Consider the following 22,002-nt stretch of genomic DNA (forward strand, 5'->3'; position numbering starts at 1 on the left):
TGCTGTTGAACACCTCAAACACACTGTGACTTTAGCGACTTATGAGAAGAGAAGACCCTACGAAGAGCAAAATCCAACATTCAAAACATCACCCACGAACTAAAAAAATGAAAAACCGTTTCATTCATCACAAAAACGCACAGTTTTTTGGCAATAGAGACACACTTAAAGCAATAATGAACCAGTGTTTTAATTTTTGATTTAAGTAATTTCATTTTAGAGGTAAGTGTAATGAATATTGACATTGTTGTTGTCGGTGTCTACTTCGTCTTCATGATCGCTGTAGGTGTCATATTCAAGCGTCTAGCAGGTAGCTCCACCAGTGATTACTTTCGCGGGGGCGGCAAAATGCTGTGGTGGATGGTGGGCTCAACAGCCTTCATGACCCAGTTTAGTGCTTGGACATTCACTGGGGCAGCAGGTAAAGCCTTTACCGATGGCTTCCCTATTATGGTCATTTTCATGGCCAACGCATTTGGCTTTTTGCTGTCTTGGCTGTTTTTCTCCTACCGTTTCCGTCAAATGCGTGTTGTGACACCAGTAGAAGGGGTTCGTCGCCGCTTTGGTACGACAAATGAACAGGTATTTACATGGGCAACGATGCCAACCAGCATCGTTTACACCGGTATTTGGCTAAACGGTCTAGCGCTGTTTGTTAGTGCCGTGTTCAATGTCGACATCGAAACGACCATCGTCATCACCGGCCTGATTGTTCTATTTATTTCCGTGATCGGTGGTTCTTGGGGTGTGGTTGCGTCGGACTTTGTGCAAATGGTCGTGATCATGGCGGTGACGGTCGTGTGTGCGGTTGCAGCTCTCATCAAGATTGGAGGTCCAAGTAACTTAATTGAGCAGTTCCCAGCAGACTCTGTTATGGGGCCGAACATGAACTACCCGCTACTGTTCGTCGCTTGGTTCATCTTCATGTTTGTTAAGCAGCTTCAAAACATTAACAATATGCAAGATTCTTACAGGTTCTTGACTGCAAAGGACTCAACCAATGCGCGTAAAGCAGCGCTGCTTGCGTTTGCTCTTATGCTGATTGGTCCTGCTATTTGGTTTATGCCGCCATGGGTAACAGCAGTCCTTTACCCTGATGCAGCACTTGCACACGCTGACGCTCTTGGCGGTAAAGCCGCTGATGCCGTTTATCTCGTGTTCGTTGAGCGAGTTATGCCAGTGGGTATGGTTGGCTTACTTATGTCTGCTGTATTTGCCGCGACCATGTCTTCAATGGACTCAGGTCTAAACCGTAACGCAGGGGTATTTGTTCGTAACTTCTACAGCCCAATCATCAACAAGAATGCATCTGAGAAAAAACTGATGCGTGTAAGCCAAGGCGTCACTATGGTGTTTGGCGCGCTGATTATCGCAGTTGCTTTATTCATCAACTCACTCCGTGGATTGAGCCTATTTGATGCCATGATGTACGTAAGTACATTGCTACAAATGCCTATCCTAGTACCGCTTTTCTTTGGCATGTTCATTAAGAAGACGCCGGATTGGGCAGCTTGGGCTACGCTAGCTGTCGGTATGGTGGTCTCTTACATGGTGAGTTTTGTCATCACACCAGATGTTATCGCAAACCTTCTAGGTATCGAGGGCGGCTTCACTAGTCGTGAGGCATCAGACTTGATGGTAATGAATGGCATCATCGGCCACCTTGTATTCACTGGCGGTTTCTTCTGCCTAACCACTAAGTTCTACAAAGAGCCACAAGGCGAGCGTAAAACGGAACTCAACGAGTTTTGGACTGACGTTGCAACGCCTGTCATCGAGGAAGAAGGACAAGATGCAGTCGATCGCCAACAGCGCAGCATGCTTGGTAAGCTAATCTTGATCTTCGGTGTGCTGGTTACCACTATGGTACTGATACCAAATCCATTCTGGGGTCGCATGGCATTCTTGTTCTGTGGCGGCGTGGTACTGACCGTAGGTGCTTTGCTGCTAAAAAGCGCCAAGGAAACCAAAGTACTTAACCTGCAAACTCAGAGTTAACGTAGTGACAAGGGGCTGGCCACCAGCCCCTATTTTGCGTTTAGCAATCCACTAGTCACCACTACGTTTTAAAAAAGTATTTCGAGATCAAACCCATGAACCAATACATCCACGACGATTTTCTTTTAACCTCAGATTTGGCTCGCCGCTTGTTCCATGACTACGCCAAAGCTATGCCGATTATTGATTATCACAATCACCTAGATGCAAAACAGATATGGGAAAATCATCGTGCGGAGAACATCGCTGAATGCTGGCTGCATAGTGATCACTATTTATGGCGAGCGATGCGCAGCAATGGGATTGAAGAACATTACATAACAGGCGAAGCGTCCGATAAGGAAAAGTTCGAAAAGTGGTGTCAAACGGCTACTTATCTGCTCGGAAACCCGCTTTATCAGTGGTCTCACCTAGAGCTGGAGCGATTCTTCAACTGCTCACACCTATTAAACCCAGACAATTGCGATGCTATCTGGTCGCACTGTGAAGCCGAGCTTGCTACATCAAGACTCACGACCCAAAGTGTGTTGAAGCAGTGCAACGTCACCACCCTTTGCACGACAGACTCGCCGCTCTCCGATCTTGGCTATCACAAACTGATTGCCGAGTCCGATTTTGACGTTGAAGTACTCCCGACTTTCAGAGCAGACGACCTATTTGCCTTTGGCTCGCCAAGTGCTTTTCGCAGTATGATTGATAAACTGAGCACAATCACCGCTCTTCATATTGCCTCCATCAATGACTTCCTCAACGCGATTTCAAAGCGAATCGAAGCATTTCATACCGCAGGCTGCCGATTGTCCGATATTGGGCTCACTCAGGTAAATTTTGTTCCTTGCTCACACAAAGCAGCTCAACAACTGTTTGAGAAGCTGCTATCCGGGCAAGTCCTCAAAGATACCGAAACCACACAGCTTAGCTCTTATCTGTTCAACCAACTGGGTCAACACTATCACAACCGTGGCTGGGCAATGCAGCTCCACATTGGTGTGCTGGTGAATGTCAACGAGCGCAGAAAACAGGAGCTTGGCGGTGGTACTGGGTTTAGCGTGATGAATGATCGCCTCATTGCCGAAAATCTAACCCAGCTTCTCAGTCAATTAGACTTAACCAACCAGCTACCGAAGACAGTGCTCTACAGCATCAATCCGAATCACAATGCGTTACTCAGTTGTATTGCTGGCGCTTTTCAAGACAGTGACTCCGCCGCTGGAAAAATCCAATTTGGCGCGGCATGGTGGTTTAACGACCATAAAGACGGCATGGAAGCGCAGCTGACCACATTAAAGAACTTGGGCGCATTGGGTCGATTCATCGGTATGTTAACCGACTCTCGCAACGTATTTTCCATGAGTCGTCACGAGTATTTCCGCCGTGTACTCTGCAACCAACTCGCATCATGGGTTGAAAATGGCGAGCTTCCAAGTAGTGACGGTCTGCTCAAAGAAACCATCGAAAACATCTGTTATTACAACGCAGAGCGCTACTTTAATTTTCCTCAATCTAAACTCACAGGAGATGCTCAATGATCCAGTTTAGCGAACAACAAATTCAATCCATCAAACAGCACGCCTCTGAGCAAACCATCGCCCAACTTATCGACGACAATCGTGTTGTGCTTAATAGTGACACCTTGGTTCCGCCTGATGGCCGTGCGACTTGGAACCTCTATTACTTTTGCCCTGAACATGGCGTCCGCCTAACGTGGGATCGTGAAAAGCCCCTCTCGCACTGCTGCCCTGTTGACGGCAAAGAGTTCACAGGGGAACCTTATGACGGCGCTTGGTGGCGATGGCTAAATGGCCTGAATGCAAAAGCGTGCTACGATCTAGGCTTGCTGTGGAATCTAACCGGTGAACAACGTTTCTTCGATAAGGTAAAAGACATCCTACTTCAATCCGCTAAATACTATCCGGATTACGAAGTCCATGGTGGTATCCCTTACAACGTCCCAGGTAAAGCCAATGCGCAAACCCTATGCGAGGCAAACTGTCACTTAGATCTTGCTCGCGGTTATGACTTTGTTCGTGAGCAACTGACGCCAGACGAGCAGTCGTATATCGAACAGCGCCTACTTCGCGAAGGGGCTGAGTTTTTGATGAAGTACCGAACTGATCAGCTCCACAACCATGAGATGAAAATCAACGCCACGATTGGTGTGATTGGGCTTATCTTGGAAGAAAGCCGCTACATCGATTTTGCTCTGAATACTGACTACGGTATCCACTATCAGCTAAACCACGGCTGTTCAGAAGAAGGAATGTGGTTTGAAGGCTCGATTCACTATCATTACTATGCCTTACAGGCGTTGTTGAACTTTGAAAAGATCGCCTACTCGACGCCTCATTCTGTAAGCTCTAACCCTAACTTTCTGAAGATGCTCAAGTTCCCACTTAACTTGGTGCTGAATACCGGTGACTTCCCGCGTCTTAATGACTGTATTGCTGGCCAAGAACGCATTACACATTCACATCTGTTTGAGTTTGCCTACGCGCAGTACCCTTGTGATGAGTTTGCGAGTGTTCTAACCAGCATCTATCAAAATATCTCTAGGGATAACATCGATGCACTACTTTACGGTGTGGATGAACTTCCAGATGGTGCACCACTGCAATGTCAATCTATCCACACAGCTCAGGCGGGCGTGACAATTCATTACGACCAAATCAATGATCATTCACTGCTTCTCAAGCACAGCCCATATGGTGGCGAACACGATCACTACGATCGATTAGGCTTGATCATTGTTCGCAATGGCAAAGAGATCCTGCCCGATCTCGGCACCACCGGATATGGCGCAGAGCTGCATTACGGCTATTACAAGAATACCGCCACGCATAACACCCTCGTTGTGAATCAACAGAACCAATCGCCAATCGACCCTACGTTGCTTCACTTCTCTGACTCACCTATTTGCAAAGTCATAGATACGCTTGCCGATTGGAACCAACCGCCAGCAGAAGTAGATAGTCACACTATCGAGCAGTGGGATAGCAAGGCCTATCAGAACATTATGTTCCGACGTGTCTTGTTCTGTGTTGGAGAAGCGTATGTAGAAGCAAACCTGATTGCCAACCCACATCAGCAACAGTTGGATTTGACCTACCACATTCGTGGTGAGCACACCGACACGGATGGCTTTAACAATTGCTCCAACCCGCTGCCGGGCGCACTGAACCGGATGACAAATACACGTCAGTTAAGTTCGGTTTCAGCACACTCCCATCGCTATGCAATTGAAGGACAAACACCATTTAACCAGAAGATGGTGTTCAGTTCGTCGTGCGATGTCTTGATTGGTGAAGCGCCAGATAACCCAGCAACATCAAACCTTGCATACACCTTGATTCGCTCCAATGCGACCGCATTAAACACCATGGTACTTCACGACCTATCGGAAAATGGAGAGCTTCTACTTGAGGACGTCTCTTGGAGCGACACCGAAATTACATTCAGTATCAACCAAAGTGGCAACAAAACCACAATCACCTACAACTTACATTCTCATTCTTTGCGAACTCGCAGTTGGCAGCCTGAAAGCGACAATTTAGCACTCAGCGAGTAATACTAAGGCCAGCTCTTTAACGAGAGCTGGCTTCATCCTAGAAAACCCGCTAACTATTTGTGACCAATACACAAAATCGCTACTCTGGTTTTTAATACATCTAAGCTGGAGCCATCAATGAAATACCCCAACCCTCTAACCAAAGGCAGTACCTTCGGTATCACCGCATTCTCATCCGGTATTTCACCCAAACACAATGCTCGTTTTGAATGCGTCACCAATCACCTCAAGTCGCAGGGCTTTAACATAGTGGTTGGAGACTGCTTATACGACCAAGGAAAACATGTCAGTGGCTCGGCAAAACAAAGAGCCGAAGAACTGATGTCGATGCTACTTGATGACAGCATTGATGCGATCTACCCACCTTGGGGCGGCGAGATTGCGATGGAGCTACTGCCGCTGATTGATTTTGAAAGACTCAAGCTGGCTCGCCCTAAATGGATTCTGGGATTTTCCGATGTCAGCACAATATCGGCGACCTTTGCTTGCAAACTTGGCTGGGCAACTGGGCATTGTTCAAACCTGATGGATCTCGCGCCCAATGCTATCGATCCTCTCACTTCAAGTACGCTTCAACATTTTGCAACGCCGAGTGGAGGCAATTTCACTCAAGAGGCGCTTGAGCACTATGCGAGTTGTTGGCCTGACTTCGTAAACGCTCCGGAATCTGGCCTTGAGCTAGACACAAAAACATGTTGGAAATGGCTGACAAAGCCTTCCCACGGGGACACTATTCAAGGGCGACTCATTGGCGGGTGCTGGGATACTCTCTCACATCTTTTTGGCACGGAGTACCTCGATCTTAAAGCGATGTCAGAACGCGAGCCTGAGGGTCTTATTCTTTACTTAGAGAATGCAGAAATGCCGCCAACGGAAGTGGCTAGAAGCATTCTAAGCATGGAATATCGCGGCGTCTTTGAATGCATTAACGGCTTACTTATCGGCCGTAGTGCAGCACCAGATGAAACCGATTCGAATCGCCTCAGCTATTACGAGTGTCTAAGACAATACCTCGGCGATCTCCCTATTCCAGTAATGATTGATCTCGATATTGGCCACAAGCCGCCTAACTTAACGCTAATCAATGGGGCACTGGCATCCGTATCGCTTAGCGCCAAGTCAGAGGAACACATTGGCTCAATTACCCAGACTTTAGCACCATAAAATAGCAAAAGAGCCTCACAAAGAGGCTCTAAACACGTTTAAGCGCTGTATTCTGGATAATCGATATACCCTTTCTCATCACCGCCATACAAGCTCAGCCTTGCATCGGCATCAAACTCAGCCAGTGGCCAGTTGTTTTTGAAACGCGCCACAAGATCTGGATTGGTCACATACGGTGTGCCAAATGCCACAAGGTCGGCGTAGTTCTTTTCAAGCAGAACAGTAGCACTCTCTTTCGTCAACTTGCCTGCAATCATAATTGGGTTCGGGTAAATGTCGCGCACCTCTTTACGGAAAGACTCTGGCGCTTCAACATAACGCGAGATATTTTCAGAGAAATGCACATAAGCAAGATTCGTTGGAGCCAGCGCAACAAGTGCCTTTTTCACCACTTCGACAATCTCTGGATCTTCTTCGGCAAAGCCTTCCATGACGTGTGGCGAAACACGAATCGCGACTTTATCACCACCGATTTCATTCACCACCGTTTGCATCACTTCAACGAGTAAACGGATACGGTTTTCTTGAGAACCACCATATTGGTCAGTACGTTGGTTGCTAGAAAGTCGCATAAACTGATCAAGCAAGTAACCGTGCGCTGCATGGATTTCAATACCGTCGAAGCCCGCTTCAATCGCGTTTTTCGCGGCTTGCACATAATCGGTAATAGTTTGCTGAATATCTTGCTCAGTCATTGCACGAGGTTCGCCAGTTTCAATCATACCGAAGCCACCTTCTGGTAGCGGACCGAATACTTGGTCAGCTTCTTTAATCGCCGACGCAGACAAAACCTGTTCACCCGTGATGGATTCATGGCTACGACGACCTACGTGCCAAAGCTGAATGAATACTTTGCTGCCTTGGTCGTGGATCGCTTTCGTGACTTTTTTCCAACCATCGATGTGCGCTTGGGTATAGATACCCGGGGTCATCGAGTAACCACGACCAATGGCCGAGATCGGCGCACCTTCAGTGATGATAAGACCTGCATTCGCGCGCTGTGCGTAGTAAGTCGCCATCATGTCATTCGGCACATCACCCGGTTGAGTGGTGCGAGAACGGGTCATCGGTGCCATCGCGATGCGATTGCTTAGCTCAAGTTGGCCGTAGTTAAAATTAGAAAAGATCATGTCGTATGCCCTCAATATCGTAATGGGGACATTTTAGCGACGAGTGACCTCTAGATTGAGAGCAATAATCACAAATGGCTTTTGTCAAAAATGCAAAAGCCAGCGGAGCAAAGAAGGAAATAACGACTACAGCGATAGCCTAGGCTGGATAAACTCAATAAACGCAGTAATGCGGCGCGCAACCGACGACGAGCGGTAATAGACCGCATTGACTTGCTCGCGACCCGTCGTAGTGAGTTTTTCTGACTCAAGAAGTGGCACCAAGCGCCCTTCTTCAATATCTTGTTTGACCATAAAGCCCGACATACACGCAATCCCGTTCCCCGCAAGAGTCAACTGGCGCACCGTCTCACCGTTACTCGACACCATGCTTGGCTGAATCGTTGGGTTGCCGGGTAGTGGCCATTGGTTAAGTACCTTCGCACCGACAAAGCCGATTAAACTATGCGTACTCAAATCAGCAGCCGATTTGGGGTAGCCACGCTGGGCAAGGTAATCGGGTGATGCGACGAGATACAACAGGCTCTTTCCTAGCGGTTTCGCATGCAGCGTTGAGTCAGTTAATTTACCAATACGAATCGCAACATCGGTGCGCTTCTCAAGCAAATCAACAAACCCTTCGTTGGAGGTGAGCTCAAGCTCAATATCTGGATAGTCTTTATTAAACTCAGCGATAAGTGGCACCAGTTGATGCAGTACAAATGGACTTGCAGCATCCACTCTCAATCGCCCTTTTGGCAGCTCACCTCTAGCCACAATCTCCTCTTCGGTCTGCTGAAGAATACGCAGTCCTTCACGGACACCCTCGACAAACTGACGACCTTCGTCGGTGAGTTCAATACGGCGAGTGGTACGGTTTAAAAGCGTCACCCCAAGTTGGGTCTCAAGCTTACTCACACTGCGAGACACCTTCGCAACTTGAATGTCGAGCACCTCTGCCGCAGCAGAAAAACCACCACTATCGACAACAGAGAGTAATATTTCCAGATCATCAGAACGAGTAAGCATGTTTATTTCATAAATTGCAAAAGCGATGCCTTAGAGTATATCAATTTGGCAATGATCGGCGAGAAAGATCACGGGCTAAAATCAACGCCAGTCCGAGAATTTGCAGAAACACTGCGATGTTTTTGTAATACGCCATGTCTTCTTCGACGCTTGCTAACGTTTCTGAGAGCTCCAAATTGTCTAGATAGAGCCCATCAATCAAATCCCTTTGCGTATCTTGCGCGCTATTAATCATAGCCATCAATTCAGGCAGGTGCTTACGATGAATCGGCGGAACTTGAGCGGTCACCCATTGAGATAGGTGCCCTCTCAACATATCCGAAATATCAGTATCAATATCATCACCATCAAGGTGCAGAAGCAATGCTTCGCGCTTTCTTTCCAGAGTTTCTACTTGGTTCCACGCAAGCTGCATCGAATACAGATTTGCCTCTTTACGTTCTTGTATTAAAGCAATATCACTCGACATTCTGTCCAGTACTTGGCTCGAAAGCACAATCGCCATCACGTTAAGGATAAGACCAATAGAGACCATCACCCAAGCTGGCGGCAGTAATGCTCGTGTCATCCTTATCTCCCTCTGTTTTTATTCAGTGTAGGCAACAATCGTGATTCGTCACACAACTGGCATAAAATCAATCAGGTACCTAACCTTATAACAGTGTTACTGAGATTTCTCAGAGTGAGACCAACCGAGTGGCCATGTATCAAGTGTCTATGCATCAAGTAAAAATGTACCAACTGACCCTTTATCAACTACTGTTGATTATTGTTGCTTCTACCCCTTTCGCAGCTAGCGCAAGCTGGTTCAACGAGCACAATATTGATAAATTTGACCGCATCGAAACCCACAGGGTGTGGGGGTTTGGTGATCTGGTTGAAGATAAATTTACCACATACGGTATTCGCTGCGATGATCGCTCGAAGTTGCTCATCACCTTCGGTCTTGCTCAAGACTTGGATGAAGAAAACGCCAAAGTGGATTTGGTATTTAAAGTCGACAATAACAAACCGCTGGCTTTTGAGGGGCAATTGTTCTCAAACAGCAAAGAGTCTGGATTTGTGAGAGCCGACAAGCAAAACTTAGCGCTGATCAATCGACTGATATTACAGAGTAAGGAAGGCAGTACTGTCGATATTCGAGCCTCCAACAAAGACCAAAGTCAGTTTATTGAATACTCGGTATCGCTCTCTGGGTTTACCCGATTTAGCCAAGCCACTAGAGACGCTTGCGGGGTTGGAACGATTAAGCTCACCGTCACCCCAAAAGACAAGGCTGAGCTTATTCGCCTCAAACAGCAACTTAAAGATATAGAAAAGAAAATTGCCGAGATTGAGGCTAAGTACTCGACTGGTTTTTAGCTTCTTATCATCGAGAAGTGGAAAGTAATCATCGCTGCAATACCAAAGCTTATCAAAAGAAAGGTACACGAGGTTTGAGACGATAAGCCCTGCCATAGCAAAAATAGTGATTTGCATTCCCCTTAGCCAGCCTTTGAATCGTTTATTGAGTTAAGTCTATTGAGTGTGGACAAGAATCTCGGTATCTCCACAGGCAATACCCCCCTTCTGAAACAAGACTCAAATAAAAACGCCGCGAAACTCAGGAGCAGCGGCGTTAAAGACAGGGGGTTTAGTTTTTTAAATAGAATGTTAACTTCGTTCTCTAGGCTGTATTTTGCAAATCTAATGGCGCCAATAAAGCATCCGCTTCGACAAGCCATTGCCCAACGATGCGGTTGAACTCCTCAGGCTGTTCGGCCATCACCCAGTGATGAGTGGACAATCCCACCACTTTGTTGCCTTCAATGTCAGCCATTTTTCTCTGCCATGGACTTGAGTGAAACATACCTACTTTGTCTTTTCCGTAGATAAACAAGAAAGGTACCTGAATATCAAGCGGCTTCGTTCCCAGTTCGCGCTTCATGAACACACTACTCCAGCGCCAATGATAGGGATAATTCATACCAGAATGGATACGAGAGATTTCGCCCGGCGCGCCGAAAATTGTCGCCATTTTTCGCGTCATCCAATCGCCAACTTTTCCTCCTAGATTCCATGCCAGCATCAACCATAGCTGGTAGCCCAGTAAAATTGCTTTAGCTTTCGCAGGCAGCACTAAGTCTTTTGAGCTCGCATCACCGATATCCACGCCAACAATACGATTCACCTTTTCAGGATGGCGCATCGCATATTGGTAGCCAAACACGCAGCCCCAGTCATGAAGCAACAAGGTCACCGGCTTGCCCTTTGAAATGGACTCTATGATGGTATCGAACAGAGTCAACATAGAGTCTAAGTCATGATATTGGCGTGGCTGCCCAAGCTCATAACCCGGCAGCGAAAATCTAACACAGCGATAGCGCGACTTAAGCTGCTCAACTTGGCTATCCCACAAACGATAGGTATCCGGCCAGCCATGAATCATCACTATGGTGTGCTCACCGTCGCCTTCAATATGAACATCAATGTCTTCAATAACCTGTCGTTGTTCCATTTTTACCTCCCACCTTAGGTTAGGGTCAGTTATTGATTCCGTCTAAAGTACAGTGATTTAATGAGACAGCATGGCTTTCTTCAGCGATTTATCCGTCGGTTTATCACCTAACCAGACCGCGAGCAGAGCTTGGCGAAACGCATCATCTTCGACCAATACGCGCAGCTCACCATTTTTATAACTATAAATGCCTTCACCGGGCACGCTCATCAAGGTGAACTGATCACCCTCTGTCACTTCATCAGCAAAGGTCAACTCAACAAACTTAGCAATACTGGCATCAATTGGCGCCGTGTTGCCGCCCGTCGCATTATCAAAACCTTCGTTGAGCGCATCGGCCAGTTTTTCTTTGGTGATCATGCTAGAAGTAATGTTAAGACGAATAGCGGATGCCTGTTCACCACCAATCAGAGGCGCGGCCTCGGTTGCAGGCAAAGCGGTAAACAGGGAGCCAACATACAAGTCCATAAAGAACTTGCTGCGCACACCGGCACCATTCAAGGTGAGTTCTTGCTGCTGTGTGGTCAAGGTATCGGGCACGTCGATCCCACTGATCGTTTTTGCTTGTGCAGTAACAGAGACAGCAGCGAGTAAAGTCATTAGTAACGGTAATTTCATGGTTTCTCCTTATGACCCCTAAATTTAGGGGTCATGTATTGTCAATGAATGCTCAAACGTTAGAAGGCGTAGTTGTATTCAAGCCATACTTTGTCCGGAGCATCACTGTCAGAGAAGTTATGGTAGTTAAGACGTAGGTTTTGACGGTTGGTGATCTGGTAACCGAGCGTCAACTCGATTTGCTGAGGGCTCAGCTCTAAACCGCCCTCAGCGACAGGTTTATCCCAGCTCTTTCCGCCAAACTCATCGGTGTAAGTCCAAGCACCCAACACCCACCAAGAGTCATTGAACTTGTAACGGCCATAGACCTTAACCGAATAGATAGTCGACGCCCAATCAATACCGCTACTGCTAAGATTGTTGGCGGCGGCCATTGCGGGGTCATAGCTTGCGAGTTTACTGGTGTTGTCCTCCATAATGACGCCACCCGCCATCAATACCGGCCAGATAAACGCATTATCACCAATCGGTAGCGTCGCGACTGCGCCAGCTTGAATTACTGCGGTCTGACCGTAAAAAGGATGGTCTTTAACCACCGCATCCACCATATGTCCAAGGCCGTTAGTGGTATTCACCGAGCCATAGCGGAAACGATAGTTGCGGTTGGTGGTCTTATCGTTCATTTGAGGCACGACCATCCCACCCATGACTTTAGTGCCTGAGAATTTTGGATCGCCGCCCTTTTCATCAAACACATCGTTGAACTCTAGGATGAAACCGGATTTACGGTCTGAGTCGGGCTCAGACAGCATGTACATCGCTTTTAGGTTCATCCCTTCGTTACCGTAGCCTACGCCTAACGCGGTATAGGCTTCAGTTGGGCTCGACATGTCAATTTGTTGCTCAGCTTCCTCGTTAGCAAGAGCAGCACCAGAACAAACAAGGGCGATTGAGGTCATTGGAATTAGGTAAGATTTCATAATTTGGCTCCACTACAATAATGAGACATATAACTGTTTTTATTACAAATTTATTAGTATTAAGAGAGAACTGACGCCATGCGCTGTTCGCGCGTTTTTCTAAAGAACAACCAGGCATAGATGCCGTTTGCCACAAAGCTCGCCAATCCCGCTAATAACATGAGCTCATCGTTGCGCGGCAGCACCACCACGTTGCTTTCGTACATAAATGGACAACTGAAGTAATACATAAAGGAACCCGCCAGCGTGAAGGCGCGCGCCTGCAGCCAAGTACCTTTCTTGATAAACAGTGATGGCAGAGTTGCCGCCACCAGAACCATGGCCTGCGCTGTAGCACTGCCAGGGAAGTTGAGGTAAACAAACACGATGTTCCAGATGTCGTAAGCGATGATCCAAAACGTGGTCATTGCAGGCCACACCATGTCTTTTTGTTTTGATTTGTCAGCGTGGATCTGTGCCCAGCCCGCCAGAGTGATGATAGAGAGCAAGCCACCGGTCGCATTAAGAATGTTGGCCATGTTGCCCATAGTGAAATCTTGCAGCACCGCCTCTGAAATATTCAGCGCCAAGAACGCAGCAGCGCCAAAACGTGCCCACTTTTTATCGCCAATAGGGGTAAATCGGATAAGGGTAAACAGCGCGGCGGCACCGACTACCGAGTAAAGCTTGACCCACTTAAACCAGTAGGTAACGCCGTAGCTACTGAATAGGGGAATAAGTGCAATCGGCAGTACGAACCAAAGTAGGTAGTTCGCCCATTTCACATGACGGCAAAGCTCATTGAGTGCAATCAAGCCGACCAATACAAACAGCACATGCAGATAAGCACGGGTTTGATACAGTTTATGGAAGTTGCAATGGCTACCATCCTTGGTAAAGCGCATCTGATCGCGATCGGTATACGCGAAAGTCGCGTTATCAAAGTCAGTGATATCATCGCCAGCATTGCTACGGATCACAACTTGACCCTCTTCGATGTACCAGTTTTGAACTTCAGTCTTGTTAAAACCACCAGACTGTCTAAGCACTTTGACTTTACCGTCCGCCAGGAAATCAAGGCGATAAAACAGACTGCCCTCGCCAGGGTCGCCATCAAACGTCCCTTGCCAAGTTTCACCAATAAGTTGTTGTTCGTTATAGCCTTGATCGGCAGCTGCAAGCGGAGACATAAACGCCGCGCACAGTGTTACCAACAACGCCAAAATCTGTGCTGTTAATCTTTTCATACCATCACCTGTGTCAGGTTTTGAAGTGGTGGCCTAATGACGTCGTCATCAACTAGGCCACCGGGGGAGAGCCTTTAAGCTATTTGCCTATTTGGCTAGCGCTACTTTGTCGGGTGCTTCGTCATACTCATTGACGCAGTCCGTTTTCAGCGGAGGCTGGTTGTCGCCATACGGTGGTTCTTTCTGCTCGCGCTGCTTTTTGAAGTACCAGATGACAAATGGAATGTGCATCGCAAGGTTGATAGCGCCCCACCAATAGAGCACGCTCTCGTTACGCCATGCGCTGGAGTCCATGACCGGGGTGAACACATCGTGGATAGCACGCACGAAAATGTGGAACGCTAGCGTGTAAACACGTGCAATGATGTAGAGCTCTGGACGTTTTTTGATGACCGGGTAGAGCTCGGCAGCAATCAAAATACAGAACGAACTCGCGAAGAAGCCGGTGTTTTCGCCATACACAAACGCTAGGTTCCATGTGGTGTATAGGAAGTTCCAAGCCGCCGTGGAATAGAACAGCAAGTCATTCGGCTTGTCTTTAGAAATAAGCCAGTACTGACGCACGCCGTTCTTGTAGCGCGGGAACGGAATGGTGATACATAAGATCACGCCACAAATGAAGTTGAAGTAGTTGCCCGTAACTAGATCTTTGAGTGTCGCTTCGGCAATGTTCAGAAATAACACACCGTACAACACTTTCAGTACCCAGTCGCCGCGGAAGAAACGCAATATCGCGTTCGGGTTTTCTCGGTAGTACCAAGCTAGTCGAGCAAGACCGACGACCAAAGCTGTCGGAATCAGTACGCTCACGGTTTTCGCCCAGCGGAACCAGCCATCCAACTGATCAGCCCACAACGGCGCGGTAAATAAAGTTGCGATCCAAATAAAGGCGGTCAACCGGGGAGTCCGGCGCATGCCCTCGATGAGTAGTAACAAAAACACTATGTAAGAAGACATAGATGCCACGTATTGCCAGGTTGGTATGTCCATGATACCTCCACGTTAAATTATTGGTTTTAATCAAAATTCAGCTAACACACATGAAATGTTCTTTTTATTTTTCAAAATCTTATAATAGAGCAAATACTCTATGTTTGAGTAATTACTCTAATTTTATTTTACTCAACGTGTTGGGATCCTTTTCACGTTTTCAAAATTGGAAGATAAGATTGGTGGCGATTTTTTAAACTAATCACACATTTTAGGTATGGTTTTTAGAATCCTATGAGGGCGATCACAGAATGTGCGAGGTGGGTACTTTGGGAGCATAAGATCCAAAAAACGAGCACTAAGCTCGCTTTAAAAATCAAAGTCCAATTTCTATTGCAGCTGCTCTACATACTGCTGAGCAACCATAATCTTCATTGATTAAACTATGTGTATTGGCTAATGATATCCTGCAAATCTTCTACTGAGTAAGCAACATGGTCAGGCTTGGTATCCCATAGTTTTGGTCCACTGCGGCTGTATGCCGCTGCCACAGAAATAACCCTAGCGCCATCACCAATAGCTTCTTGTATGTTGCGAGCAAACTTTGTATCCGCCTCATGGTCACCAATATACAAACAAATGGGTTATCCAAGTGATCCAAGATTGACTCGATGCATTTAATACCGCCAAATTGATGAGGCTTTTGTTTGTCATTTGATACATCGTCGTATCCGACAATCGCCTTAAATGGTGCATCAATACCATTATTAATCAGCATGCGACGAATATTGTTCTGTGAGTTCTGAGAGCAAATACCATGCGGCAGCGCTGAAAACGCTTCGACGATATTTTTAATACCTTTAAACAGAGTCACTTCTGTTTCGTTTTTTTCCTGATGCTCTGCCCACATACTGCCGGCTAAGATCATTTCGTCGTGAGTCAGCCCATAGTAATCGACATACAACTCCTGCCAATTTTTTGCTCCATGATTGGCTTCATGGTAAGCCTCTTCATCACGTAGGTATTTTGGCAAACCGACCAAGTAGAGATCGATGGCTGTTGGATAAAGCAAGACTAGGAAAAAACTGCAAACGATAAATCTGGACATGAGAACCTCATAAATTGGTTCTCAGAATACTAATGACTCGACAGACCACCAGCGAGTGAGAAATAGGACAACAGTAATGTCCGCTGACGACATAGCATCTCCCTCATGCGATTTGGCATTCCTGATATTTATGCAAAACCTTGTATAATTTGAGTTAAATTCGGAATCGATAAAAACTAATAAAGATGATGCTCTATTTCTGTAATAGAACATAGTGTGCGCAATTTTTATATGTGACCAATATTCAACTCGAACGGTAATACAATGAATGTATCACCATACGTTGTACTTGTTTAGTGCCGAAGCCGCGCAAATCCACAATGATGGTTACTTTGCTGGCAATGACTCTGATGATCCAGATAAGAATGGCTTGAAGGCAGCGGCTCAGGAATTTGAAGCAACTTATAAGTTTGATCTTGGTGAAGATTGGTATTGGGCGCCGGGTTTGGTGATGGTAACGGCTCCGAACTGGACGGAATACCGACCTTACTTAAAGCTTGGTACCACATTTGACAATGGCGTGTCTCTAACGGGTAGTTACCGCTACAACTGGTCAAACGATGCGAATGGCAAAAACTACCTTGATGGTTCTGGCACCACTCGTGGAGCCTCTAACCAGTTTGATCTTTGGATCTCGAAAAACTTTGGAGATGTAGGTCTGATGTACAACCCTCGTTACCGTTATCAAGATGGCGTGGATCAAGGCACTGGTCGAGATGATTACTGGGAGCACACGATCATGGTTAACTACAAGTTGAATGAAACTTGGATGCCATACATAGAGCTTGTTTCTGTAGATGAAACCTATGTGGATGAACAAGGTAACCGTGAGAACGATTACGCAGTGCGCTTAGGTTTTGTGATGAACCTGTAGTAACGAAAGAAATCAGAAAAAGAGCAGAGGTGAATTAAAAACCGAGCAGCACTTTGCCGATTTTATCAACAATATTAAGGATATGGATTTGCGACTCTCGACTATAGAGAGATATACCATCCACTTGCTCTTCCAATGGGACATTCAGGTGGCTAGATTGCGCTAAAGTAGAACCTTTCCGACTTATCCCCATCACCTTCAAACCTTTTCTTTTGGCGTTGTGCGCCATTTCTACGACGGCTTGTGTTTCCCCGGATTTACTGATTAACAACACCGTCCCGAGTTCAGCTCTCGTTAACTGGTGAATATCAGTGATCACCAAGTGAGGAACATTAGCCAGAGAGAGGAAGCGCGACAAATAGTTCACACTCACAATCGATGCGCCGCGAGAGTATAGATACACTACGGGAGAGCCACTCAGTGTCTTTGCCACTTGTGAAATGACACTTTGCTCGCACTTTTCACCCTCTAGGTTCTGTGCCTGTTCTTTTAACTCATTTGCCAACTTATATCGCAATTCTGTGTAGCTGGCATATCCCATTTTTTTACAAACTCGATTGACCGAAGTTGTCGTAGTAAGTGCCTTGTTGGCTATGGTCTTTGCCGAGATCTCATGTAACTGACTGGCGTGCCCAATCAGATACTCGTAAATAACGCGCTCTATGCCTCGAAAAGTATTCATCGCTTTTGACTATTATTGAGGAAACTGTCGGTATTACGCTTGAAAATGGCCGCGTTGTCTTTGCGTCGGATCACAGATGTATCGTGATACGTGAGTTGTATGAGGAAACAATATCTGATCCGAATCGAGGCTCATATACTGTCCACAGTAAGAAATAACAAGGTAGATACCCATGAGTAAAAAGAAGCTGGTTGCAGTAACTGCCTGCCCTACAGGCATTGCACATACCTTTATGGCAGCTAAAAAAATCAAAAGCTGGGCTGACAAGCATGGCTACGAAGTCAAAGTAGAAACCCAAGGCAGCGATGGTGTGAAAAACCGTCTAACTGCTCATGATATCGCAACCGCTGACGGCGTCGTGCTAGCCGTTGACGTACCGATCATGGACATGGAACGTTTTGACAATGCCAATCCTTTAAAAGTAAGAACTCAAGAGCTAATCAAACATGTAGATGCTTTGTTGCCATCGGTTTTTCAACGTGGCAAAGAAAAGTCGGCGACATTGAGTGAATTACCACTCGAAGAAAAACGCTCGGCGTATCAAGTTGCGATCGGCCATATCATGACGGGCATCAGTTACATGCTCCCAGTGGTGGTTTTAGGCGGCCTTTTAATGGCGGTAGCGAAGATCACAGGTGAGTTCATTGATATCTCTGACACACCGATTCAAACCCTAGATAAGTTGGGCTTCATGACCATAAAGTTCATGTACCCAATCTTTGCAGCATACCTTGCCTATTCTATCGCTGGTAAACCCGCTTTGATTCCGGCCTTTATTGGCGGTGTAATGAGCGATGAAGTATACAAACGCTTTTTCGACCTAGAGGGTTGGGCGCCTTCTGGTTTCTTCGGAGCCATCGCGATAGGTTTTCTTGTCGGTTACCTTGTCCGTTTTTTAAACGATACTATTAAGGTGAAACCAGATTTCACGACATTGAAAACCATGCTTGTCGTACCCGCGATTACTGGAGTGGTGATGGTGCTAACGATGGAGTATCTAATTAATCCATTCTTTGGCGCTTTGAACATAGCAATGATCAACCTGTTTACCGAAGCGGGTGATGCTGGTCGTGGTATTTACTCGATGGTAATTGCTGCTGGTACTGCATTTGACTTAGGTGGGCCTATTAATAAAGCTGCAGGTTCAGTGGCACTGGGTCTTAATGGCATGGGTGAAGGGTTTGACTTGCTCGCTCGTGAATTAGGCATCGTTATCCCGCCTATCGGTGTTGGCCTGGCAGCTTTGCTCGATGGCAAATTCCGCCCACGCGTGTTCTCTTCTGAAGAGCAGACTGTCGGTAAAACCTCTTTAATGCTGGGCTTAATTGGCATTTCAGAGGGGGCAATTCCATTCATCCTTAAGAATCCGAAGATGATTCCTATCATGATCTTGGGTTCGATTATCGGAACGCAACTAGGTGTATTGCTTAACGTATTCCAAAGCTTGCCATTACCAGCTGTATGGGGATGGTTCCTATCGTCCGACCCTGTGAGCTATACCATTTCCGTTCTTGCAGGTTCGATGTTTATTGCTGTTGCTCTACTGCTTTGCACTAAACCTGAGCCTACTCAAGCTTAACCATTTTCAACGGAGGAAGATGCGTCTTCCTCCAATAAAATTCAGACCAAGATTTAGAGACAACGCCAATGGCTAAAGTACACGTAATTCCTCACACTCACTGGGACCGTGAGTGGTATTTCACCCAACAGGATAGTGATGTACTCGCGACTTACAATTTTACAAAAGTGATTGAAACGCTCGAAAACACCGAGACTTACACCTGTTACCACTTAGATGGCCAGTCCTCTATTGTGGAAGACTATCTTAAAGTCCTACCTTACATGCAGGAGCGCATGGCTAAATTGGTTTCAGGGAAAAAACTATTTATTGGACCTTGGTACACACAAACAGATACCTACAACGTCGCCGTAGAGTCGATCATCCGTAACTTGAAATACGGTATGCATATCGCTGAGGGGCTTGGCCACTGTATGAAGGTGGGGTATTTACCAGATACCTTCGGTCATAACGCGCAAATGCCAACCATTTTTAAAGGCATGGGTATAGATAACATTATCTTCTGGCGCGGCATTGATTATGACCAGCAAGTTGAAAAATCACACTTCTTCTGGCGTTCTATGGGGGGAGATGAGATCTACGCTTACAACCTAGTTCACGGTTATGGCGCAGCAAAGAATATCAACGCAACACCTGATCATCTAGATAAGAAAATCTTCCCGATGGTAGAGAAGATCAAATCACTCTCAGGTTTAGATGAAGTGTTGATTCCATCGGGTGGTGACCAAGTTAATATCGACCCTGAGTTACCGAAAACCTTACAAGCCGCGACTGAGCGATCAGGTAAAGATGTCTACGTGATTTCGTCAATGGAAGCATTTGTTGATGTATTACGTGAGAATGGTCACACGTTTGAGACATACCAAGGTGAGTTCAAATTGCCACGTTACACACGCATTCATAAAACCATTGGTTCAGTGCGTTATGACATCAAAAAACTCAACTTTGAAATAGAACAGTTCTTATTGAAGAAACTTGAAGTAGTGGTTGCTATCGCTAAGGCGCAAGGTATTACTGTACACACTGAGTTAATCGATATTGCTTGGAAAAAAATCCTTGAGTGTCATGCCCATGACAGCATGGGTGGATGTAATAGCGATGCCACAAACGCCGATATCATGCATCGCCTCAAACAAGCGGAAGAGATTTGTCACGGCCTTTACAACCTTGTTATTAAAGAGATTGCCAGCGCATGTAACGACGATGAGTTGATGCTATTCAACGGTCAAATGACACCTTATAACGGGATGGTTAAGGCGGTTGTATTTAGTGCGAGTGAGAATATTGCGGTTCTGGAATCGGGTCTACCCCTGCCTATTGAAGTTCTTAATAAAGAAACGTTAAGTGGCGGTAAGATCATTGAAGTAACGAAAGACGGCGAGAAAGAGGTCGACGTACCACCATACTACCGATTTGAGCTGAATGTGCTTGTTTCAGAATTACCTGCAATGGGTTATCGCGTATTTGAAGTTCAAGCGTGTAAGCAAGCTAATATGGAGCAAGTGAACAGCGAGCAGACGGTAATTGAAAACCAAGCGTTACGAGTTTCTCTAGAGCAAGGTCAACTGCACTTAGAAGACAAACTCAATGGTCGCGTTATCGAACAATTGCTGACGTTTGAAGAGCAAGCCGACGATGGCGACTCCTACGACTTCTCACCACTGGAAGGTGATACACCAAACTACAGCACTTCGCTTGAGTGGTTGTCATGTACCGTTGGTGAAACGCAACAAAGCTTATCTGTTCGAGCAACATTAGTGGTGCCACAAGATCTGACGGCACGCCAAAGTGGTCAGCAAAATAGACAAGCGGTATTCGACATCACGATGAGTCTGGTTAGTGGTGAGTCCCAGCTTCTGTTTGATATCAACACCTTGAACAACACTTGCGACCACCGTGTTCGCGTTTTGATTAACTCAGATCTTCAGACTGATACTTCAATTAGTACTCAACCTTTCGCACTGATGGAGCGTCCTGTTGCTCCTGACCTAGCGCAATGGCGCGAAAAGTACCGAGAGTGTCCTGTCGATATTGAAACCACAGATGGTTCTGTCGCGATTGCGGAATCGGAGCGATCTCTGATTTTAACGGGTCGTGGCCTTAAAGAGTTTCAGATATTGAAAGGCTCAGAGAGCGATAAGATCGCACTGACTTTGTTTAAGTCGACCGGACGACTTGGTAAGGATGACTTGTTATGGCGTCCAGGGCGTGCATCTGGCATCAACAACACAGTGGTATATACACCCGATGCTCAACTGCAAAAAGCGATGAGCTTTAGCTTTGCTCTGGCTCTGTGTGATAACGCACAGCACAAGACCATTCGTCAGTTAGAGCGCCGGTATTTAGACCAACCTTTTGGGTACCAAAAACAATCGCTGAACAGCTTTGAAAATCGTCTTGAACGCTTCCAAGTTCGCTTTGAGCCGAGACAGCATTCATCTTCATTCAGTCTGTTCTCATTACCGCAAGCGCTGGAACTATCTAGCTTAGGACACGCCTTCTACCGCGATAATGCGATCATTCTACGCGTGTTCAACCCAACTGGGAGCCCAATCGAGCTTGACCTTGATTCGCTAAAGCACTTTGCTGACGTTGAATTGGTGAACTATCGCGAGCAGCCACTCGATGGCGCTTACATTGTGCGCCCTAACAACAGCTTAGATGTGCGTTTAACGCTTGGTCACAAAGAGAAGTAGGAGAGAG

General features: G+C 46.4%; 18 protein-coding genes and 1 pseudogene. 8 read left to right on the forward strand and 11 right to left on the reverse strand.

Annotation, left to right across the window (positions count from 1 at the left end; translation table 11 throughout):
• Positions 1 to 231 precede the first annotated feature (231 nt).
• From PG915_RS18970 to PG915_RS18985, 4 genes are all read left to right on the forward strand, one after another.
• Positions 232 to 1,998 carry a sodium:solute symporter family protein gene (locus PG915_RS18970; protein ID WP_353499964.1) on the forward strand — a complete coding sequence of 589 codons (1,767 nt, stop codon included), beginning with the start codon at positions 232 to 234 and terminating at the stop codon, positions 1,996 to 1,998.
• Positions 1,999 to 2,093: 95 nt separating this feature from the next.
• Positions 2,094 to 3,527, forward strand: a complete 1,434-nt coding sequence (gene uxaC / locus PG915_RS18975) for a glucuronate isomerase (protein ID WP_353499965.1) — start codon at positions 2,094 to 2,096, stop codon at positions 3,525 to 3,527.
• On the forward strand, positions 3,524 to 5,563 hold the full coding sequence (locus PG915_RS18980; RefSeq protein ID WP_353499966.1) for a heparinase II/III domain-containing protein: 2,040 nt from the start codon (positions 3,524 to 3,526) through the stop codon (positions 5,561 to 5,563). Before uxaC ends, PG915_RS18980 begins: the two co-directional genes overlap by 4 nt.
• A gap of 117 nt (positions 5,564 to 5,680) precedes the next feature.
• Positions 5,681 to 6,727 carry a S66 family peptidase gene (locus PG915_RS18985; RefSeq protein WP_353499967.1) on the forward strand — a complete coding sequence of 349 codons (1,047 nt, stop codon included), beginning with the start codon at positions 5,681 to 5,683 and terminating at the stop codon, positions 6,725 to 6,727.
• Positions 6,728 to 6,765: 38 nt separating this feature from the next.
• Here the strand turns inward: PG915_RS18985 and PG915_RS18990 are convergent, their stop codons facing one another.
• From PG915_RS18990 to PG915_RS19000, 3 genes are all read right to left on the reverse strand, one after another.
• Complete coding sequence (locus PG915_RS18990) at positions 6,766 to 7,857, reverse strand: alkene reductase (protein WP_353499968.1); 1,092 nt, start codon at positions 7,855 to 7,857, stop codon at positions 6,766 to 6,768.
• 126 nt (positions 7,858 to 7,983) lie between these two features.
• A complete protein-coding gene (locus PG915_RS18995) occupies positions 7,984 to 8,865 on the reverse strand; it encodes a LysR family transcriptional regulator (RefSeq protein ID WP_353499969.1) in 882 nt (293 codons plus the stop codon).
• A 40-nt stretch (positions 8,866 to 8,905) separates the two neighbouring features.
• On the reverse strand, positions 8,906 to 9,433 hold the full coding sequence (locus tag PG915_RS19000; protein ID WP_353499970.1) for a DNA mismatch repair protein: 528 nt from the start codon (positions 9,431 to 9,433) through the stop codon (positions 8,906 to 8,908).
• A 134-nt stretch (positions 9,434 to 9,567) separates the two neighbouring features.
• On the opposite strand from PG915_RS19000, the gene PG915_RS19005 reads away from it, so the two are divergent.
• A complete protein-coding gene (locus PG915_RS19005; RefSeq protein ID WP_353499971.1) occupies positions 9,568 to 10,227 on the forward strand; it encodes a hypothetical protein in 660 nt (219 codons plus the stop codon).
• A gap of 304 nt (positions 10,228 to 10,531) precedes the next feature.
• Here PG915_RS19005 and PG915_RS19010 read toward each other — a convergent pair whose 3' ends face one another.
• From PG915_RS19010 to PG915_RS25115, 7 genes and pseudogenes are all read right to left on the reverse strand, one after another.
• The gene (locus PG915_RS19010; RefSeq protein ID WP_353499972.1) at positions 10,532 to 11,362 is read right to left on the reverse strand and encodes an alpha/beta fold hydrolase; all 831 of its coding nucleotides are present in this window, start codon (positions 11,360 to 11,362) and stop codon (positions 10,532 to 10,534) included.
• A gap of 57 nt (positions 11,363 to 11,419) precedes the next feature.
• Positions 11,420 to 11,980 carry a chalcone isomerase family protein gene (locus PG915_RS19015; protein ID WP_353499973.1) on the reverse strand — a complete coding sequence of 187 codons (561 nt, stop codon included), beginning with the start codon at positions 11,978 to 11,980 and terminating at the stop codon, positions 11,420 to 11,422.
• Positions 11,981 to 12,039: 59 nt separating this feature from the next.
• Positions 12,040 to 12,900: a hypothetical protein gene (locus tag PG915_RS19020; protein ID WP_353499974.1), complete on the reverse strand. Its 861-nt coding sequence runs from the start codon at positions 12,898 to 12,900 to the stop codon at positions 12,040 to 12,042.
• A 59-nt stretch (positions 12,901 to 12,959) separates the two neighbouring features.
• Positions 12,960 to 14,126 carry a DUF5692 family protein gene (locus tag PG915_RS19025; RefSeq protein ID WP_353499975.1) on the reverse strand — a complete coding sequence of 389 codons (1,167 nt, stop codon included), beginning with the start codon at positions 14,124 to 14,126 and terminating at the stop codon, positions 12,960 to 12,962.
• A gap of 87 nt (positions 14,127 to 14,213) precedes the next feature.
• Positions 14,214 to 15,116: a hypothetical protein gene (locus PG915_RS19030; RefSeq protein ID WP_042500209.1), complete on the reverse strand. Its 903-nt coding sequence runs from the start codon at positions 15,114 to 15,116 to the stop codon at positions 14,214 to 14,216.
• Between the two features lie 418 nt (positions 15,117 to 15,534).
• Positions 15,535 to 15,984, reverse strand: a complete 450-nt coding sequence (locus tag PG915_RS19035; protein WP_420884634.1) for an HAD family hydrolase — start codon at positions 15,982 to 15,984, stop codon at positions 15,535 to 15,537.
• A gap of 51 nt (positions 15,985 to 16,035) precedes the next feature.
• Positions 16,036 to 16,164 (reverse strand): annotated as a pseudogene (locus PG915_RS25115) (multidrug transporter subunit MdtL); the annotation flags it as partial.
• 268 nt (positions 16,165 to 16,432) lie between these two features.
• Between PG915_RS25115 and PG915_RS19040 the strand changes: the two are divergent.
• Positions 16,433 to 17,038 (forward strand): oligogalacturonate-specific porin KdgM family protein, encoded by a 606-nt coding sequence (locus PG915_RS19040; protein ID WP_353499976.1) that lies wholly within the window; start codon positions 16,433 to 16,435, stop codon positions 17,036 to 17,038.
• A gap of 34 nt (positions 17,039 to 17,072) precedes the next feature.
• On the opposite strand, the gene PG915_RS19045 is transcribed toward PG915_RS19040, so the two are convergent.
• Positions 17,073 to 17,720 (reverse strand): MurR/RpiR family transcriptional regulator, encoded by a 648-nt coding sequence (locus tag PG915_RS19045; protein ID WP_353499977.1) that lies wholly within the window; start codon positions 17,718 to 17,720, stop codon positions 17,073 to 17,075.
• Positions 17,721 to 17,892: 172 nt separating this feature from the next.
• On the opposite strand from PG915_RS19045, the gene PG915_RS19050 reads away from it, so the two are divergent.
• A complete protein-coding gene (locus PG915_RS19050; RefSeq protein ID WP_353499978.1) occupies positions 17,893 to 19,299 on the forward strand; it encodes a PTS fructose transporter subunit IIC in 1,407 nt (468 codons plus the stop codon).
• Positions 19,300 to 19,367: 68 nt separating this feature from the next.
• On the forward strand, positions 19,368 to 21,995 hold the full coding sequence (locus PG915_RS19055; protein ID WP_353499979.1) for an alpha-mannosidase: 2,628 nt from the start codon (positions 19,368 to 19,370) through the stop codon (positions 21,993 to 21,995).
• The last annotated feature ends 7 nt before the right edge of the window (positions 21,996 to 22,002 follow it).

The organism is Vibrio sp. CB1-14, assembly GCF_040412085.2.
In the GTDB taxonomy this organism is placed as follows: Bacteria; Pseudomonadota; Gammaproteobacteria; order Enterobacterales; family Vibrionaceae; genus Vibrio; species Vibrio chaetopteri.

What these genes read in the sequence shown, in the direction of transcription:
- PG915_RS18970 (WP_353499964.1), top strand. Translation starts at nt 232, where the DNA reads ATGAATATTGACATTGTTGTTGTCGGTGTCTACTTCGTCTTCATGATC.
- uxaC (WP_353499965.1), top strand. Translation starts at nt 2,094, where the DNA reads ATGAACCAATACATCCACGACGATTTTCTTTTAACCTCAGATTTGGCT.
- PG915_RS18980 (WP_353499966.1), top strand. Translation starts at nt 3,524, where the DNA reads ATGATCCAGTTTAGCGAACAACAAATTCAATCCATCAAACAGCACGCC.
- PG915_RS18985 (WP_353499967.1), top strand. Translation starts at nt 5,681, where the DNA reads ATGAAATACCCCAACCCTCTAACCAAAGGCAGTACCTTCGGTATCACC.
- PG915_RS18990 (WP_353499968.1), bottom strand. Translation starts at nt 7,857, where the DNA reads ATGATCTTTTCTAATTTTAACTACGGCCAACTTGAGCTAAGCAATCGC.
- PG915_RS18995 (WP_353499969.1), bottom strand. Translation starts at nt 8,865, where the DNA reads ATGCTTACTCGTTCTGATGATCTGGAAATATTACTCTCTGTTGTCGAT.
- PG915_RS19000 (WP_353499970.1), bottom strand. Translation starts at nt 9,433, where the DNA reads ATGACACGAGCATTACTGCCGCCAGCTTGGGTGATGGTCTCTATTGGT.
- PG915_RS19005 (WP_353499971.1), top strand. Translation starts at nt 9,568, where the DNA reads ATGTATCAAGTGTCTATGCATCAAGTAAAAATGTACCAACTGACCCTT.
- PG915_RS19010 (WP_353499972.1), bottom strand. Translation starts at nt 11,362, where the DNA reads ATGGAACAACGACAGGTTATTGAAGACATTGATGTTCATATTGAAGGC.
- PG915_RS19015 (WP_353499973.1), bottom strand. Translation starts at nt 11,980, where the DNA reads ATGAAATTACCGTTACTAATGACTTTACTCGCTGCTGTCTCTGTTACT.
- PG915_RS19020 (WP_353499974.1), bottom strand. Translation starts at nt 12,900, where the DNA reads ATGAAATCTTACCTAATTCCAATGACCTCAATCGCCCTTGTTTGTTCT.
- PG915_RS19025 (WP_353499975.1), bottom strand. Translation starts at nt 14,126, where the DNA reads ATGAAAAGATTAACAGCACAGATTTTGGCGTTGTTGGTAACACTGTGC.
- PG915_RS19030 (WP_042500209.1), bottom strand. Translation starts at nt 15,116, where the DNA reads ATGGACATACCAACCTGGCAATACGTGGCATCTATGTCTTCTTACATA.
- PG915_RS19035 (WP_420884634.1), bottom strand. Translation starts at nt 15,984, where the DNA reads ATGATCTTAGCCGGCAGTATGTGGGCAGAGCATCAGGAAAAAAACGAA.
- PG915_RS19040 (WP_353499976.1), top strand. Translation starts at nt 16,433, where the DNA reads ATGTATCACCATACGTTGTACTTGTTTAGTGCCGAAGCCGCGCAAATC.
- PG915_RS19045 (WP_353499977.1), bottom strand. Translation starts at nt 17,720, where the DNA reads ATGAATACTTTTCGAGGCATAGAGCGCGTTATTTACGAGTATCTGATT.
- PG915_RS19050 (WP_353499978.1), top strand. Translation starts at nt 17,893, where the DNA reads ATGAGTAAAAAGAAGCTGGTTGCAGTAACTGCCTGCCCTACAGGCATT.
- PG915_RS19055 (WP_353499979.1), top strand. Translation starts at nt 19,368, where the DNA reads ATGGCTAAAGTACACGTAATTCCTCACACTCACTGGGACCGTGAGTGG.